The sequence below is a fragment of the Mesorhizobium sp. M4B.F.Ca.ET.058.02.1.1 genome (assembly GCF_003952505.1).
Classification (GTDB): Bacteria; Pseudomonadota; Alphaproteobacteria; order Rhizobiales; family Rhizobiaceae; genus Mesorhizobium.
Map to the genome: position 1 here is coordinate 3,059,180 of NZ_CP034450.1, position 17,001 is coordinate 3,076,180.

Consider the following 17,001-nt stretch of genomic DNA (forward strand, 5'->3'; position numbering starts at 1 on the left):
CGGTTTCGGCCAATGCGTCATTCGGCCCTTCTGCGAGCTTTCTTGTCAAAGCGCCCCGGCAAGCCCCGGAGCGCTTATCCCGTTCGGAACGTTCATCAGCGTCCGGAGGACGCTAATTGCGTATCTTCACGCGGCCGACCCGGATGATAGAGCCGCCGTGATCTGCCGCAGGGAAATCAACCCGAGCGGCTGGCCGCTGTCTGCGGTGACGAAGGCCGCGTCATAGGAAGAGTTGGTTAGTTCCTTGGCGGCGATCTCGAGCGTCAAGCCGGACTTCAGCTTCGGCAGCGGTCTGCTCTCGGATTGCGGCGGCGGCTCCATGACAGCGTCGACCTTGATGAAGCGGCCGCGATTGACGTCCTTGACGAACCGCTCGATGTAGTCGTCGGCAGGGCGCAAGAGGATGTCCTGGCTGTTGCCCTGCTGGATGATCGAACCGTCGCGCAAGATGACGATCTGGTCACCGAGCCGCAGCGCCTCATCGAGATCATGGGTGATGAAGACGATGGTCTTCTTCAGTTCGGTCTGCAGATCGAGCAGCATGGTCTGCATGTCGGTCCGGATCAGTGGATCGAGAGCCGAATAGGCCTCGTCCATCAACAGGATCGAGGCATTGTTGCTGAGTGCGCGGGCAAGCCCGACGCGCTGCTGCATGCCGCCGGACAGTTCGTCCGGATAGCGCTGCTCAAAGCCGGCGAGGCCGACGCGCTCGATCCAGCGCATGCCGATGTCACGGCTCTTCGCCGCCTCGACACCACGCACCTCCAGTCCGAACGTGACGTTGTCGATGACGGACCGGTGCGGCAGCAGTCCAAATCTCTGGAACACCATCGCGGTGTGGTTGCGGCGGAACTCGCGCAGCTCCAGCTCCGACATTTCCAGAACGTCGCGCCCGTCGATCATGATCGAGCCAGATGTCGGCTCGATCAGCCGGTTGATGTGGCGGATCAGCGTCGACTTGCCTGAGCCCGATAGCCCCATGACGACCTGGACCTTGCCCGCCGGCATGGAGATGTTGATCTTGTTCAGCCCCAGAATGTGGCCATGCGTCCTGCCGAGTTCGGTCTTCGACAGACCGTTGCGGACCGCATCGACGTATTTCTCCGGAGATTTGCCGAAGATCTTGTACAGGTCACGGATTTCGATTGAGGCGTTGTTGCTAGTCATGAGCTGCACCCCGATGCTTCTGCAGCCGGTGGCCATAGGCCTGGCTGATGCGGTCGAAAATGATCGCGATGCCGACAATGGCAAAGCCGTTGAAGATGCCTTGCGTGAAGTACTGGTTGGCGATGGCCTGGAGAACGTTGAGGCCGAGCCCCTGCACGCCGATCATCGAGGCGATGACCACCATGCCGAGCGCCATCATGATGGTCTGGTTGATGCCGGCCATGATGGTCGGCATGGCGAGCGGGATCTGTACCTTCCAGAGCTTTTGCGAGCGCGAGCAGCCATAGGCGTCGGCGGCCTCCAGCACCTCCTTGTCGACCAGGCGGATGCCGAGGTCGGTGAGGCGGATGATCGGCGGGATGGCATAGATCACCACCGCGATGAAGCCCGGCACCCGGCCAATGCCGAGCAGCATGACGACCGGAATGAGATAGACGAAGGGCGGCATCGTCTGCATGACGTCGAGCACCGTGTGCATGACCGCGCCGACGCGCTTGTAGCGGTTCATCAGGATGCCGAGCGGAATGCCGATGGCGATGGCGAAGATCGTCGCGGTGAAGACAAGCGAGATCGTCTTCATCGCGTCCTGCCACAGGCCAAGGAGGCCGATGGCGATGAGCGTGCCGACAACGGCGGCAACCACAGCCCAGCGCCGTGCCGCAAACCAGGCGATGACCGCCAGGGCGAGCACGACCAGCGGCCAGGGCGCGTTCGAGATGGTGCTTTCGAAGAAGACGAGAACGCGCAGCAGCGGATAGAAGAAGTCTTCGATCGCCTGACCGTAGCCGCGCGTCAGCGCCTTCAGGGCGCCGTCGATAGACCGCTTCACCGCAAGCAGGAATTCAGGGTCGAGTTGAGGGAATCTGAAAAGCCAATCCATATCGCGATGCCCTATTGTGATTGCGCCATTGGGGACACATTGCCGGCCATAGGCCGAGAGCAGGGAACAAAGGCTACGCCGGCGGACCGAGCCGCCTAGGTGGAGGCCTTGAATACGCTCAAAGCCTCCACCCGCCCGATTGCCCGATTTAGAGCGCGGCTTTGACCTTTTCGGCGACGTCAGCCGGGACCCACTTGGTCCAGACTTCCGGCATGTTCTTGATGAACCACTTGGCGCCGTCCTCGCCATTGGCCTGGTTGTCGGTCATCCACAGCATCACCTTGCCGACTTCAGCCTGGGTCCAGCTGCGCTTGGCGAGGTAGTCCTTGACCGGGCCGACGTCGTCACGCTGGGTGAACTTGCTGCTGGCCAGCGTCACCATCTCAGCCTGTTTCCAGTAGTTCGGCTTCGGATCCGGACAGTCCTGCTTTGACGTGCAACGCGCCCACTCGGCATCGTCATGAGCCATTTCGAGGCGCACCATCGGATACTTCACCAGAAGGGATGTCGGTGCCCAATATTGCGCGAGGAATCCCTGCTTCTGTTCATAGGCTTTGGAGATGACGCCATCGAGCGCTGCCGCCGAGCCGGTGGGGACCAACTCGAAGCCCTTCTTGTCACCCTCAATGGCCTTGTAGAGCTGCGCCGTCACGACCGTGTCGCCCCAACCCTGCGGGCCCTGGATAACGCCGCCTTTCGAGGGGTCTTCCGGAGCCGGGAACAGCTCCGGATGCTTCATGGCGTCGTCGACGGTCTTGATATCGGGATGCGCATCCGCGACATATTGGGGAATGTACCAGCCGGAAACCTGCCCGTCGCTGATCGCCGTGCCGATCTGGCTGATCCGCCCCTCGGCGGCGCCCTTGATATAGACGTCACCGAGCAGGCTTGGCGTCGATTCCGAAGAAATGTCCGGCTGGCCCTTCTCGATCATCGCGGTGATCGTCGGCACGGTGTCGCCCGCAACCGTCGTGGCGTTGCAGCCGTAGCCGTTCTTCAGGATGAACTGGTCGACATTGGACATCGCCTCGGCCGACTGCCAGCTGAAGACCGCCAATGTAACGTCGCCGCAAGCCGCCTGTGCGGCACCTGCGGTAAGCAGCGCTCCGAGGGCAACGGCAGGAAATAGTAGTTGTCTCATTTTGTTCTCCTCATTCTTCGCGTGGCTTATTGACAGACCGACACCGAACCCACGCCGCCCGGCGAAACTGAACTAGCAGGGTGATGCAAGAAGGCGTTTCATCGTCTCCCGATTGCGCCTGCAGCGACGCCGCCTACCCGGACGTCGCGGATCGGCCCGCCCTCCACTCGCGAACCGCCATCCGCACCTTTGCCCCGATCGACGTGACAGGTGAGGCGCCACGGTTCGCCGGCAGGAAAGTTGAGAAGACTTTGGCTTTCTGGCTCACGATCAGGCCGCCTCGCGCTCGACGAGGGTGCCGAGCGCCCGTCGCAGCGTCGCTACTCTGTCGGCGGGGAGCGCGCGCAAAGGCTTGCGGGGACTTCCGGCGCCATAGCCGACCAAGTCTGCCGCGGCATAGACCGACTGCACGTAGTCGCCCTGCCAAAGAAGGGACATGACATGCTCGAGCGACGCCCAGATTTTGCGCACGTCAGCCCAGTCTTTTGAGGCTGCCGCTTCAACCAGGGCCACGGTTGTCCTGGGCGCAAAATTTGCTCCGCCCCATATCAGGCCGCTGCATCCCGCGTAGAGGGCATAGGCCACCAGGTGGTCGGCGCCATTCATGACCGGAAGGCCGGTGCGAATGAGCGAAGCCTGCTTGCCGAGATCGCCGCCGCTATCCTTGACGGTGCAGAAGCCTGGAATCGCGCACAGTTCCCTCAGCAGCGAGGGCGTGATCGCAACGCCCACCGCCTGGGGCACGTTGTAGCCGATGATCGGCAGTCCGCCCTTTGCGGCCTCCGTGTAGAAGTCGACAATGCCCCGGTCATCCGTTGGGCCTTCGAAGAAGGGCGGCAGCACCATCACCCCATCGGCGCCGCAATCCTTGGCGTGGCGGGTCCGCTCGACAACATCTTCGACGAGCAGCGCGCAGGTCTGCACAATGATCTTGGCGCGCCCGTTGATGATCTTGGCGCCCTTTTTGACCAGAGACTTCGACTCGTCCGCCGACAGGTATGCGTGCATGCCCGTGCCCGAGCTCAGAACAAAGCCCCGTATGCCGGCCGCGATATAGCGCTCGATGTTCTGCTCGAGCCTGCCGAGATCGATGCGACCTTGCGCGTCGAATGGCGTGGCAATCGCGAGGTTCAATCCTGAGAAAGGGAAATCGGACATGTTCATGCAGGCTTCCTGTCCCGGAGCGGCCGTTTCCGACCAATGCGTCATTCGGCCAAAGGAGAACCGTCTGAGAACTCTCCTGAGAAATCCTCAGCGCCCGAAACCCGGTCGATCGCATTTGATGGCGCGCAAGATTGCACACCGGCGTGCCGGAGTCAACAAATTGTATTTTTTGGGTACACAAATCTTATAATTGGATAACACAATGCTGATGCCCTGAACCGAACCGCCGTCCGTGGCCGGAGATGCGACGACAATGGCGCCGGGACAGAGCCGCAACCGGGCGGCGTGACAGAATCAGAGCGAAAAGGGCAGGCATGCCTCGATGACGCCGCATGCTATGCGGACTGGCGGCTATTGGGAGTCTCGCGAGCGTGGCGCCGCAGCCGACCAACAGTCCCAGACAAACCATAACGTGGCAGAATGGAAGGTTTTTCAGAAGGACAGAGCGCAGCCGTCAGGAATCGCCGACCAGGGCATCCGCCTTCAAGCCTTGAGGTGCGATGAACATCTCCATGGTCTCGCGCGACAGTTCCCAATGCTCGAACACCAGGTCGACGACAGCGTTCTCATCATGACCGCCAATGGCCGAGATGAAGCCGTCATGGTGTTCGACGGCGATCCCCAAACGCCGACGCATGTCATCATTGCGGGGCCGGAAGAAGGTGTGGCCGATACGGGCGTGATCGATCAGCAGCCTGCCGAGGCTCGGCTGAAGATAGGCATTTCCGGACATCTCGCCGATGATCTCGTGAAACCTGTTGTTCTCGACCACCATCGACAGTGCGTCGCCCGACTTGCTCGCGGCGCGGAAACGCTCCTGCGTGTCTTTCAGGTCTACCAACTGCGAAGGCTTGAAGTTTTGCACCGCCAGCCGGCCGATGGCGGCGTAGACCATGGGAGCGACGAGGAAGAACTGCCTAAGGGTCGAGTGATTCATCGGAACGACCCGGGCACCCCGGTTGGCGCGAATTTCGATGTAGCCTTCGCCCTCCAATCTGCGGAAGATTTCCCTCACCGGAGTGCGCGACAGGCCGTAGCGCTCGCTTAACGCTACCTCGTCCAGATCCTCGTCCGGATCGAGTTCCATCGTCAGGATGCGACGCTTCAGATCGTCGTAAAGACTGCCCTTGCTTCCCTTCATCGCGCACCTCAGAATCAACCCTGCCAGTCGATCATACTTGGCACTCCTGAAGAGAGTCGCACGCACCTGTGGGCGTGTCAACGGATTGTATTTTCTTGGTACACAATTTTTGGACGAGTGGATCGACGGCTCTCGATGGGAGCTATCAGCCGATCGCATAAGCAGCGGTGACGCGCAGAGGGGCCAGAAGGATTTTTCCTTCGAATGCCATAAGCCGGCGCGACCAGGCTGAGCTATGAAATTCTTAGCAAGATCAAATACTTAAGCCGATGGTACCGTTGGCTGGGATCGAACCAGCGACCTCCGGATCCACAATCCGGCGCTCTAACCAGCTGAGCTACAACGGCACGTCTGCCGGAGCGCGATCCAGGGGAAGCTCTGCTCTCCAGATCCGCTCTGTCGTTCGGCGATGCGTCCAATACGGACTATCGGAGCCTAATTCAAGGCCCTTGATGAGGCAAAGGCGGGTTCTGCGAACCGCGCCCGGTTTTCAACCAGCCAATTTCGGGCAAAAGAAAAGGCCGGCGGGAGGAGGTGCCGGCCTTTTCCTGTTACGAGCCAGCGGGAGGAGGTGCTGGCTGGTCATCCCGGAGAGCAGAGGGAGGAGGTTCCGCCCGCCGGGTATTCGCTTGGACAACTCTATCGCACATCTATTTGTCTGATAAAATGCGACGTTTTGATGCATCGCCGAGTTATGCGAAGATATTAGGCGGCCTTGATGTCCTTCAAGGCCTTCTCGAAAGCGGTCTTGATCGGCTTGGAGACGTCCTCGGCAGCCTTGGAAGCGACGGCCTGGAATTCCTTGGCCTGCTCGACGGCCAGTTCGGCACGCTTGCGCAGGAATGCGGTCTGCAGCTCGACGACTTCCGACAGCGACTTGGCGCTGACCAGGGCTTCGAGATGCGAGAAGCCGGCGTCGGCATTGGCGCGCAGCGCGGCGATGGTCTTGAGCGACAGGTCGCCGGAAACGGTCTTGGCGGTCTCGAAGGTCGACTCCAGAACCTTCTGGGTCTCCTCGGCGCCGGTCTTCAACTTGGCATAGGCTTCCTTCGACTGCTCGACGCCCTTCTCGGCGAAGGCGCGGATCTGGTCGGTGGCCTTGGAAGCGTCGAAGCTCGGGAATTCAACGTTCTCGATGGTCTCGGCGGTCTTGATCTTGGACATTTTCCATCCTTTTCGCGGGTAGCGGCTTTGACAGAAAGCCGTCTCGTTCATGTATGATGGCAATATAGAGGTTTTTTTGTGCATTGCAACATCTTTGTTGCAGTGCACCATCAGAATCTTCCCCGCCGTTAACCAAGCGCTCAGAGATTTCGCCCGCCGCACGCCTTGGCTTGTGGACCTTCGCACCGCCCGCTTTTATTAACAAAGCGTTAACTGAAATTGCCCGCCGGAGGGATTCGCCAAGCGCATGCCGCCCGAAAACTATTCCTTCCTCGACGTTGCCGTGCTCGATGCGGTCCGCCAGCGCTTCGCCGCCGGCGATGCGATCGCTATATTGTCGGCCGACCTCGAACAGGTGATCTGGGCCAACGGCCCCGGAGCGGCGGTGTTCGGCTATCCGGACATCGAGGGCATCATCGGCGCCTCGGCGCGGCTGCCGCTGATCGCCAGGCGCCAGATCATGGCGACCAGCGGTTTTCCGCAGATCGGCAGCGACCGGGCCATCACGCTGCGGCTGGCGACCGGGATGGTGAGCCGCGCCGTCGGCTTCCTGGCCAGCGCGGTGGCGATGCCAGACGGCGAGAAAGCGATCATGCTCACGGTGCCCGCGGCGCAGACCGGCTCGCGCAGTGCTGCAGAGATCGCCAGCCGCGCCATTGGCGGCTTCACCGAGGACGGCCATTTCATCGCCTTCGTCGACGCAGCGGGCAAGGTAGAGGCCGCCTCCGACGGTTTTGCGGCGCTGGGCATCCTGCCCGAGACGCTGGCGGCGCTGGTCGCAGACGTAGCCGATGACAGCGACCGCATCGTCAAGCGCCTGGTCCCGGGCGGCAGCAATTCCTATCCGGCCGGCCTCGCGCGGCTGACCGAAACGCGCCACTTGCTGGTGGTCATCGACGAAGCCCAACTCGACGAAGAGCGGCCGGGTGAGCCGGGGGGCGACGCTCCGGCAGCCGCGGCATTGCCGGCGGAGGCGCCTTCCGCTGTGCCGGAGGCAAGGCAGGAACCTTCGCCCACGACGCCGGACGTGATGGCCGAGTCCACGCCGGAGGTGGCCAAGGGCGTTGCCGTCCCTGCCGGCGGCCCAGTTGCCGGCCCGACTGGACAGAGCCCGAAAGCGGCGGTGGGCGACCGGGCGACGGCCAGCGAGACGCAGCCGCAGCACGACCATTGGTACTTCAACGCCGGCGGCGATGAGGCACGGCATCAGGACCATGCATCCGGCAAGGCCGAGGCGGCGGAGCCGGCGTCGCCAGCCGAAGCGCCTCGGCAGGCCGCCGCCGCGCCGGCCGCCGGGCGGACGATCGATCGGTCGGCGCCGCCGCTGCGCTTCGTCTGGCGCACCGACGCTGACGGCAAGTTCAGCGCATTGTCGGCCGAATTCGCCGAGATCGTCGGCAAGCCCGCCGCCGACGTGATCGGCCGCCGCTTCAAGGATGTGGCCACCACTTTCGGCCTCGATGCCTCGGGCGAGATCGCCGGCCTGCTCGAACGCCGCGACACGTGGTCCGGCCGCTCGGTGCTGTGGCCGGTTGCCGGCACCGATCTCAAGATACCGGTCGACCTGGCGGCGCTGCCGGTCTATGGCCGCAGCCGCGCCTTCGAGGGTTTTCGCGGCTTCGGCGTTGCCCGGGCCGGCGACGCGGTCGTCGATCCGGAAGCCATCGGCATGGCGCTTGTCCCCAATGGCGGGCCGCTTGCCGATGGCGAGCGGCCGGCGCCGAGCGAGCCGGCCGTCGAGGACACTGTCGCGGAAACCCCGAAGCCAGCCGACCCGTTCAAGGGCGAGGTGCCGGCGCTGACCATCGTGTCGAAGCCGGAGCGGCGTTTCGCCGACAAGGTGATCCGGCTGGCCGAGCACCGGCAGCCGGCCAACGACAAAGGCCTGTCGACGCTGGAACGCAGCGCATTCCGCGAGATCGGCGAGCGGCTGAAAAGGGACAGCTCCGCCCCCTCCGAGCCGCCCCCTGCCCCGCGGCCCGACGCCGGGCAGAAACCCGCCAGCCCTGCCGAGACCGAACAGTCCGACCGATCTGTTTTGCCCGAAGCTCCGGCGCACACCGGTGCCACGCCGCCAGCCAAGGGGCCGGTCGAGCCATCGGCTGAACAGACTGACGCCGACCAGCAGCCGGCGGCCGGGACCCGGGATGACACCGGCACGCCAGTGAGCACGGAAGCGCCGGCGGCCGCGACGCAAGACGATGCGGAACCGGCGGAACCGCAGGAGAACGATGCCGAGGACGAGAGCGATCTGGCTCGCCTCGACGGCGAACCGGACGAGATTGCCGAAGAACCTTCCGCCGGCCAGGCTACCCCGCCCCCGGTCTCGGGCTCGCTGCTCGACTACGCGGGCAGCGACGACCAGACCGGCCCGGTGGCCGAAAGCAGCGACGCCGCGCCGGTTGCCGGACCGGACGAAACGACGGCAGCGGCAGAGGCCGCGGAGCCCGCTGATACCCGGTTCGATATTGTCGGGACACCGCCCGACGGCCGCGCCGGCGACGACAGCATGACCGCGGACGATTTCCGCGATGCCGAGGACAGCGAGGATTGGGCAGCGTCCGGTGAGGAAGCCTCCCCCGACGATGCCGGGCCTGCCGATGCGGCTGCGCCCGCGGCGGAGCGGCCGCGCCTGCAGGTGCCGCCGCTGCGGCTCGACGGCTTCGTGCCATCGGCTTTCTCGACCGGTGAGGAAGCCAAGGCGCCCGATACCTCCATACTCGGCAAGCTGCCGGTGCCGCTGCTCATCCACTCCGGCGACGCGCTCTACTATGCCAATGACGAGTTCCTGCGCCTGACCGGGTATGACACGCTCGACGAGCTGACGGATGCCGGCGGGCTCGGCGCCCTATTTGCCGATCCCTATTCGCCACCCGAGGACGGCGCTGCCGGCGAAAGCGACCATGCGCTCAAGTTGAAGACGCGCGACGGGCAGGAATTCCCGATCGACGCCATCCTGCGCTCGGTGCCGTGGCGCGCCGGCAAGGCGCTGATGCTGGTGGTGCGCCGCTCCGGCGAGGAGGGCGCGGCGCCCGCGCATTTCAGCGCCGCCAATGACGAGCCCACCCAGCAGCCCGACACTTCCGAGCTGAAGAGCCGCATCGCCGAAATGCGCACCATCATCGACACCGCCACCGACGGCGTGGTGCTGATCGGCCGCGACGGCAACATCCGCTCGATCAGCCGGCCGGCGGAAGCGCTGTTCGGCTTCGACAGCGACGAGGTCGCCGGCAAGCCATTCGCCTCGCTGTTCGCCATCGAGAGCCAGCGCGCGGCGCGCGATTATCTTGGCGGGTTGTCCGAACCCGGCGTGGCGAGCGTGCTCAATGACGGCCGCGAGGTAATCGGGCGCGAGTCGCAGGGACGGTTCATTCCGCTGTTCATGACCATCGGCCGGCTGCCCGGCGACAGCGGCTTCTGCGCCGTCGTGCGCGACATCACGCAGTGGAAGCGGGCCGAGGAAGACCTTACCCAGGCGCGCGCCGTGGCCGAGCGCGCCTCCTCGCAGAAGACGGATTTCCTGGCCCGCATCAGCCACGAGATCCGCACGCCGCTCAACGCCATCATCGGCTTCTCGGAACTGATGGTGGACGAGAAGTTCGGTCCTGTCGCCAACGATCGCTACCGCGACTATCTGCGCGATATCAACCGGTCGGGCAACCATGTGCTCGACCTCGTCAACGACCTGCTCGACATCTCCAAGATCGAGGCCGGCCAGCAGGAGATGGATTACGAGGCGGTGTCGCTCAACGACACGTTGGCCGAAACGGTGGCAATGATGCAGCCTCAGGCCAATCGCGAGCGCGTCATCATCCGTTCCAGCTTCGCCTCGCGGCTGCCGGAAGTGGTGGCCGACCTCAGAAGCGTGCGCCAGATCGCGCTCAACATCCTGTCGAACGCCATCCGCTACACGCAGGCCGGCGGCCAGGTGATCGTGTCCACCGCTTACGAGACCTCCGGCGACGTCGTCATGCGGGTGCGCGACACCGGCATCGGCATGAGCCAGGCCGAGATCGAGCAGGCGCTGAAGCCGTTCAAGCAGATCAATGCGCTGAAGCGCGGACGCGGTGACGGCACCGGGCTTGGGCTGCCGCTGACCAAGGCCATGGTGGAAGCGAACCGGGCGCGGTTCAGCATCACCTCGACGCCCGGCGAAGGCACGCTGGTGGAAGTCGCCTTCCCATCGACCCGGGTGCTGGCCGAATAGCGCACTGCGGGAAAAAGAAAAGGCGTCCAACGGGACGCCTTAAGGATGGGATTGCTGTCACAACGGGGGCTTGAGCGAATCTGAACCTCAGGGGACGAGGAACGGGATTTCTCCCTCAAGTTACGTGCGACTATCGGCGCCGTCCCTTAACAAGTTCTTACCGGGCCGCCAAAAAATTTACGAATGTGTACCACTCGTGAAATCTAGGTAAATTCGGCCGACATTTTTCGTTAACCATGCCAGGGCAGTTCAGTCGGCGAGCTGCGGCAGATTGCGGAACAGTTCCAGCGCTTCCGGATTGGCCAGCGCCTCCTTGTTCTTGATGGCGCGGCCGTGGACGACGTCGCGCACCGCGAGCTCGGTGATCTTGCCCGATTTGGTGCGGGGAATGTCGGTGACCGCGACGATCTTGGCCGGCACATGGCGCGGGCTGGCGCCAGTGCGGATCTTGGCGCGGATGCGCTTTTCCAGATCCTCGTCGAGCTTCACGCCGGCGGCCAGCCGCACGAACAGCACGACGCGCACGTCATTGTCGAAATCCTGGCCGATGCACAGCGCCTCGAGGATCTCCGGCATCTGCTCGACCTGATTGTAGATCTCGGCCGTGCCGATCCTGACCCCGCCCGGATTGAGCGTCGCGTCGGAGCGGCCATGGATGATCATGCCGCCATGCGCCGTCCATTCGGCGAAATCGCCATGGCACCAGACATTGTCGAAGCGCTCGAAATAGGCGGCCCTGTATTTCTTGTCCTCCGGGTCGTTCCAGAAGCCGATCGGCATCGCCGGAAAGGCCTTGGCGCAGACCAGTTCGCCCTTTTCCTGCCTGACCGGCCTGCCGTCGTCGTTCCAGACATCGACGGCAAGGCCGAGCCCGGGCCCCTGGATCTCGCCGCTCCATACCGGCTCGATCGGCACGCCGAGCACGAAGCAGGAAACGATGTCGGTGCCGCCGGAGATCGAGGCCAGGTGCACATCCGTCTTGATGCCGTCGTAGACGAAGCGGAAATCCTCCGGCGACAACGGTGAACCGGTCGACGAGATGGTGCGCACGCTCGAGAGATCGTGCGTGCCGATCGGCTTGAGGCCGGCCTTACGCACGGAATCGATGAACTTCGCCGAGGTGCCGAAATAGGTCATCTTCTCGGCGTCGGCAAAATCGAACAGCGCATTGCCGTCCGGATAGAAGGGCGAGCCATCATAGAGCAGCAGGGTCGCGCCCGAGGCGAGGCCGGAGACCAGCCAGTTCCACATCATCCAGCCGCAGGTGGTGAAGTAGAACAGGCGGTCGCCATCGAGCAGGCCGGCATGAAGGCGCTGTTCCTTGACATGCTGGATCAGCGTGCCGCCGGCCGAATGGACGATGCACTTCGGAATGCCGGTCGTGCCGGAGGAGAACAGGATGTAGAGCGGGTGCGCGAACGGCAGCCGTTCGAAGCTTACGGGCTTCGCGACGAAGGACGACAAGGCCGCCTCCAGGGCGTCCGCCTTGTCGATGGTCGCGGCGACGTCGGCCGAGGTGCCGAGATAGTCGACGATCAGCACCTTGCGGACGCTCGCAAGCCTGGCCGCCACCGCCCTGACCTTGTCGGCGACTTCGATCGCCTTGCCGTTATACCAGTAACCGTCAGGCGCGATGAAGACCACCGGCTCGATCTGGCCGAAACGGTCGAGAACGCCCTGCTCGCCGAAATCCGGCGAACAGGACGACCAGACGGCGCCGATCGAAGCGGCGGCGAGCATGGCGGCGACGGTCTCCGGCATGTTGGGCATCATTGCCGCGATGCGGTCGCCCTTCTTCACCTTCAGCGACAGGAAGAGCTGCTGCAGGCGCGACGTCAGCGCATTGAGTTCGTTCCACGACAGCCGCCGCTCGACCTTGTCCTCGCCGCGAAAAACGATCGCATCGCCGGAGCCGGTTTTCTTCAGCAGGTTCTCGGCGAAGTTCAGCCTGGCGTCGGGAAAGAAGGCGGCGCCCGGCATCCTGTCGCCGTCGACCAGCACGCGTTCGCCCTTGTCGCCGACGACACCGCAAAAATCCCAGGCTAGGCCCCAGAACGCCTCGCGCTCGTCGATCGACCAGCGGTGGAGCTCGGCATAGGAGGAAAAGGCCGTACCCGTCTTGGCCGCCGCGGCCTTCATGAAGGCGGTCATGGGCGCCGCGTCGATCTGGTCTTGCGTCGGCGTCCACAAGGCGGTGTCGGCGGCCATGCTCGTTCCTCCCAAAAACGCGACGCGTTCGCGGCAGTTAAGCCCAACGCCGCGTACGTCGTTGTCCCAAAACCGGCGTGTAATTTCCGGCGACGGCCGGTGGCACCGCTTATGCATACCGCAGCGCAGCAGAGCAAGATTTTGTTCGGCCGGCGGCTTCAGATGTGCGCAAATGCCATCGCCGGGCCATAAAGACTTGAAATGCGTCGGCGCTGGGGTACATCCGTCGGACGATTTGTCGGCAATGGAAGCATATAGGGCGATATGCCATCATCTTTGATCCGGCGCGGAGCATGGGCGATCGGCTTTGCCGTGCTCGTCATCGCGCTGGTCGTCGCCGCGCTGCCGCTGATCGCCTCGACCCGCATCGTGCGCGACCGCATCGCCTGGGAAATGAGCGCCTGGAGCGGTTTCAGGGTTACTATCGATGGCTCGCCGCGCATCGAGGTCTGGCCCACCTTCCGCGCCATCCTGACCGACGTGACGCTTTCGCAATGGACCGAGACCGACGCGCCGCCGGTGATCGAGGCCGAACGGGTAGAGGTCGATCTTTCGGCCATGGCCGCCTTGCAAGGCGACGTCGTGTTCTCGACGGCGCGGCTGGTGCGGCCGACGATCAGGGTCCAGCGCACCGCCAGAGGCTTCTTCCTGCCGGCCATCCCGACCGGCGGCCGCATCACGCGCTCGATCGACACCGCGCGAGGCCTCGTCACCGCCAACCCGCAAAAGCCCGATCTCGGCAAATTGCCCTCGGACCCGTTCGGCACGGTGGAACTCAGGGACGGCCGCGTGGTGGCTTCGCTCGGCGGCAAGGACCAGGAAATCCTGAGCAGCCTGACCGGGCAGGCGAACTGGGCGGCGATGAACAGCAACGCGACGCTGACGGCGACCGGCATCTGGCGCGGCGAAAGCGTCGCCGTCGACTTCGCGTCGCCCAAGCCGCTGGTACTGTTCGCGGGGGGCGCTGCTCCGCTCACGCTCTCCGTCAAGGCGGCACCTGCTACCTTCTCCTTCGAAGGCGTAGCCTCGATGTCGGACAACGCCTATTTCGACGGCCAGGCGAAATTCGCCGCGCCCTCGCTGCGGCGCGCGCTGGAGTGGTCGCAGGCCGGCATCGCGCCCGGAGCCGCGATCGGCTCGGTCTCGGTCGCCAGCAAGGTGACGGCGGCCGCCGGCCGGGTGAAGTTCGAAAACACCACTGTGGCGCTCGACAACAATCCGGGGATGGGAGCGCTTGACTTCTCCTTCGGCGAAGCACTGCCGGTCATCTCCGGCACACTCGCCTTCGACACGCTCGACCTCCGATCGTTCCTCTCGGCCTTCACGCCGCTGGCGCCAACCGGCGAAGCGGGTCCCGGCGAGATCGACACCAGCTTCGCCGACAAGATCAATCTCGACCTCCGCGTGTCGGCGGCGCATGCCACGGCAGGACCGGTCCAGCTTGCCGACGTCGCCGCTACGGCGCAGGTCAAGAACGGACTTGCCGTCTTCGACATTTCCGACGCCTCTGCCTTCGGCGGCAACATCCAGAGCAGCCTGCGCTTCGACCGCAAGCTCGAAGGCACGCAGGTCGAGATCCGACTTCTCGCCTCCGACGTCGATGGCGGCGCCTTCGCCACGGCGGCAGGGATGACGAGACTGGTGCCTGTCGGGACGGCAACCGTCTCGGTCATCCTCAAGGGGCCGGGCAAATCCTGGAACTCCATCTTCGAAAACGCCGATGGCTCTGTCTCGGCAACCGTCGGGCCGGGCGCGCTCACCGGGCTCAACCTGCCGGCCTTCCTCAAGCGCACCGACCAGGGCGGCTTCTTCGCGCTCGACGACGTCGCCGACGGAACGCTGCCGATCGACGGGGCCGAGATCAAGGCGAGCATCTCCAAGGGTGTGGCGCGACTCGACAAGGCCGAAGCCAATTCGGCGAAATCCAAGATCTGGCTGTCCGGCATCGCCTCCTATGCCGGACGCGGGCTGGCGCTGTCCGGCGGCATCGTCCAGCCGGACCCGCCGGCCGCGCAGGCGAATGGCCAGCCGGCGCCGCCCAAGCAGTCGACCTTCTTCGTCGGCGGCACCTGGAGCACGCCGTTCATCTCGCCGATCAGCCGCGGCGTTTCCGGCGAATAATTTCGCGCTTGCCTGCCCTAGCCTCGCTGCGCGGCCTGCTCGTCGCGCTGGCGCTGGACCTCGCGGCGCTTGTTGGCGACCGAGGCGATGATGACGCCAACGGCGACGACCGCGATCAGGATGGTGCAGGCGGCGTTGATTTCCGGCGTCACGCCAAGGCGAACCTGGCTGTAGATCTTCATCGGCAGCGTCGTGGCGCCCGGCCCCGAGGTGAAGGAGGCGATGACCAAATCATCGAGCGACAGCGTGAAGGCCAGCATCCAGCCGGAGACGATCGCCGGCAGGATCACCGGCAGAGTGATGTGGAAGAAGGTTTTCACCGGCGGCGCGCCGAGATCCATCGCCGCCTCCTCCAGGGAGCGGTCGAACGAGACCAGGCGCGACTGCACGACGACGGCCACGAAGCACATGGTGAAGGTAATGTGGGCGAGCGTGACGGTAAGGAAGCCGCGGTCGAGGCCGACGGCGACGAAGAGCAGGAGCAGCGACAGGCCGGTGATGACTTCCGGCATGACAAGCGGCGCAAAGACCATGCCGGAAAACAGGATGCGTCCCCGGAAGCGTGTGTAGCGCGTCAAAGTGAGGGCGGCGAGCGTGCCAAGCACGGTGGCGACGGTGGCCGAAATGACGCCGACGCGCGCCGTCACCCAGGTCGCGTCCATCAGGCCCTGGTTGTGGAACAGCGAGACGTACCATTTGGTCGAGAAGCCGCCCCAGACGGTGACCAGCTTCGACTCGTTGAAGGAGAAGACGATGAGCAGCACGATCGGCAGATAGAGGAAGGCAAAGCCGAGCACGACCGAGGTGATGTTGAAGCGGCTCCAGGTGGTGTTCATCTGCCCTGCTCCTGCGCGCGCGCCTGGGCCCGCTGGAAGAGCATGATCGGAACGATCAGCAGCAGCAGCAGGATGACGGCAACCGCCGACGACAGCGGCCAGTCGCGGTTGCCGAAGAACTCGCTCCACAAGGTCTTGCCGATCATCAGTGTCTGCGAGCCGCCGAGCAGGTCGGGAATGACGAACTCGCCGACTGCCGGGATGAACACCAGCAGGCAGCCGGCGATGACGCCCGGCAGCGACAGCGGGAAGGTGATTTTCCAGAAGGCGCTGATCGGCGGACAGCCAAGGTCCTTGGCGGCCTCGATCAGCGAATGGTCCATCTTCTCCAGCGATGAATAGAGCGGCAGCACCATGAACGGCAGGTAGGAATAGACGATGCCGATGAAGATCGCCTTATAGGTGTTGAGGATGAGCAGCGGCTCGTGGATGATGCCGATGCCAAGCAGGAACTCATTGAGCAAGCCTTCCGGCTTGAGGATGCCGATCCAGGCATAGACGCGGATCAGGAACGAGGTCCAGAATGGCAGGATGACCAGCATCAGCAAGGTCGGCCGGATCGCCGCCGGCGCGCGCGCCATGCCGTAGGCGATGGGATAGCCGACGATCAGCGTCAGCACCGTCGAGATCGCGGCGATGATCAGACTGGTCACATAAGCATTGAAGTACAGCGAATCCTTGGTCAGCAAAGTGTAGTTGTCGATGCTGAGCTCTCTGAGCTGTCCGACAAAACCGAACCAGCCGCCGCTGAAATCAAGCACCGGCGTGTAGGGCGGCATCGCGATCGCCGTTTGCGACAGCGAGATCTTGAAGACGATGACGAACGGGATGAGGAAAAAGAACAGCAGCCAGAGATAGGGGACGATGATGACCAGGCGGCCGACGAAGGCCGAGCCCAGCCGGGCCAGCGGGGATTTGGCGGCATCGGCTGCCGACGGGGTTGTTGCGGCGGTCGCGGCGCTCGACATGATT

The 17,001-nt window shown here is 64.1% G+C and carries 11 protein-coding genes and 1 tRNA gene; 2 read left to right on the forward strand and 10 right to left on the reverse strand.

The window, feature by feature from the left end:
- Positions 1-126: 126 nt before the first annotated feature.
- The 7 genes from EJ073_RS15155 to EJ073_RS15185 all read right to left on the reverse strand — a co-directional run bounded on the left by EJ073_RS15155 (position 127) and on the right by EJ073_RS15185 (position 6,657).
- Positions 127-1,167 carry a betaine/proline/choline family ABC transporter ATP-binding protein gene (locus tag EJ073_RS15155; protein ID WP_245455632.1) on the reverse strand — a complete coding sequence of 347 codons (1,041 nt, stop codon included), beginning with the start codon at positions 1,165-1,167 and terminating at the stop codon, positions 127-129.
- The gene (locus EJ073_RS15160; RefSeq protein WP_126056444.1) at positions 1,160-2,047 is read right to left on the reverse strand and encodes a proline/glycine betaine ABC transporter permease; all 888 of its coding nucleotides are present in this window, start codon (positions 2,045-2,047) and stop codon (positions 1,160-1,162) included. Before EJ073_RS15160 ends, EJ073_RS15155 begins: the two co-directional genes overlap by 8 nt.
- 148 nt (positions 2,048-2,195) lie before the next feature.
- Positions 2,196-3,188, reverse strand: coding sequence for a glycine betaine ABC transporter substrate-binding protein (locus EJ073_RS15165; protein ID WP_126056445.1), 993 nt, complete (start codon positions 3,186-3,188; stop codon positions 2,196-2,198).
- Between the two features lie 270 nt (positions 3,189-3,458).
- On the reverse strand, positions 3,459-4,346 hold the full coding sequence (locus tag EJ073_RS15170; RefSeq protein ID WP_126059236.1) for a dihydrodipicolinate synthase family protein: 888 nt from the start codon (positions 4,344-4,346) through the stop codon (positions 3,459-3,461).
- 460 nt (positions 4,347-4,806) lie between these two features.
- Positions 4,807-5,493: a GntR family transcriptional regulator gene (locus EJ073_RS15175; RefSeq protein ID WP_126059237.1), complete on the reverse strand. Its 687-nt coding sequence runs from the start codon at positions 5,491-5,493 to the stop codon at positions 4,807-4,809.
- Positions 5,494-5,763: 270 nt separating this feature from the next.
- Positions 5,764-5,840: transfer RNA gene (locus EJ073_RS15180), tRNA-His, on the reverse strand.
- A 358-nt stretch (positions 5,841-6,198) separates the two neighbouring features.
- Entirely contained in the window at positions 6,199-6,657 is a 459-nt protein-coding gene (locus EJ073_RS15185; protein ID WP_126056446.1) for a phasin, read from the reverse strand.
- A gap of 247 nt (positions 6,658-6,904) precedes the next feature.
- On the opposite strand from EJ073_RS15185, the gene EJ073_RS15190 reads away from it, so the two are divergent.
- Entirely contained in the window at positions 6,905-10,864 is a 3,960-nt protein-coding gene (locus tag EJ073_RS15190; protein ID WP_126056447.1) for a PAS domain S-box protein, read from the forward strand.
- 249 nt (positions 10,865-11,113) lie between these two features.
- Here EJ073_RS15190 and EJ073_RS15195 read toward each other — a convergent pair whose 3' ends face one another.
- Positions 11,114-13,072, reverse strand: coding sequence for an acetoacetate--CoA ligase (locus EJ073_RS15195; protein ID WP_126056448.1), 1,959 nt, complete (start codon positions 13,070-13,072; stop codon positions 11,114-11,116).
- Positions 13,073-13,336: 264 nt separating this feature from the next.
- On the opposite strand from EJ073_RS15195, the gene EJ073_RS15200 reads away from it, so the two are divergent.
- Positions 13,337-15,193, forward strand: coding sequence for an AsmA family protein (locus EJ073_RS15200; protein WP_126056449.1), 1,857 nt, complete (start codon positions 13,337-13,339; stop codon positions 15,191-15,193).
- Between the two features lie 17 nt (positions 15,194-15,210).
- On the opposite strand, the gene EJ073_RS15205 is transcribed toward EJ073_RS15200, so the two are convergent.
- Both EJ073_RS15205 and EJ073_RS15210 read right to left on the reverse strand, forming a co-directional pair.
- The gene (locus tag EJ073_RS15205) at positions 15,211-16,029 is read right to left on the reverse strand and encodes an ABC transporter permease subunit (protein ID WP_126056450.1); all 819 of its coding nucleotides are present in this window, start codon (positions 16,027-16,029) and stop codon (positions 15,211-15,213) included.
- Positions 16,026-16,997, reverse strand: a complete 972-nt coding sequence (locus tag EJ073_RS15210; protein WP_126056451.1) for an ABC transporter permease subunit — start codon at positions 16,995-16,997, stop codon at positions 16,026-16,028. The genes EJ073_RS15205 and EJ073_RS15210 overlap by 4 nt, the downstream gene beginning before the upstream one ends.
- Positions 16,998-17,001: the final 4 nt, after the last annotated feature.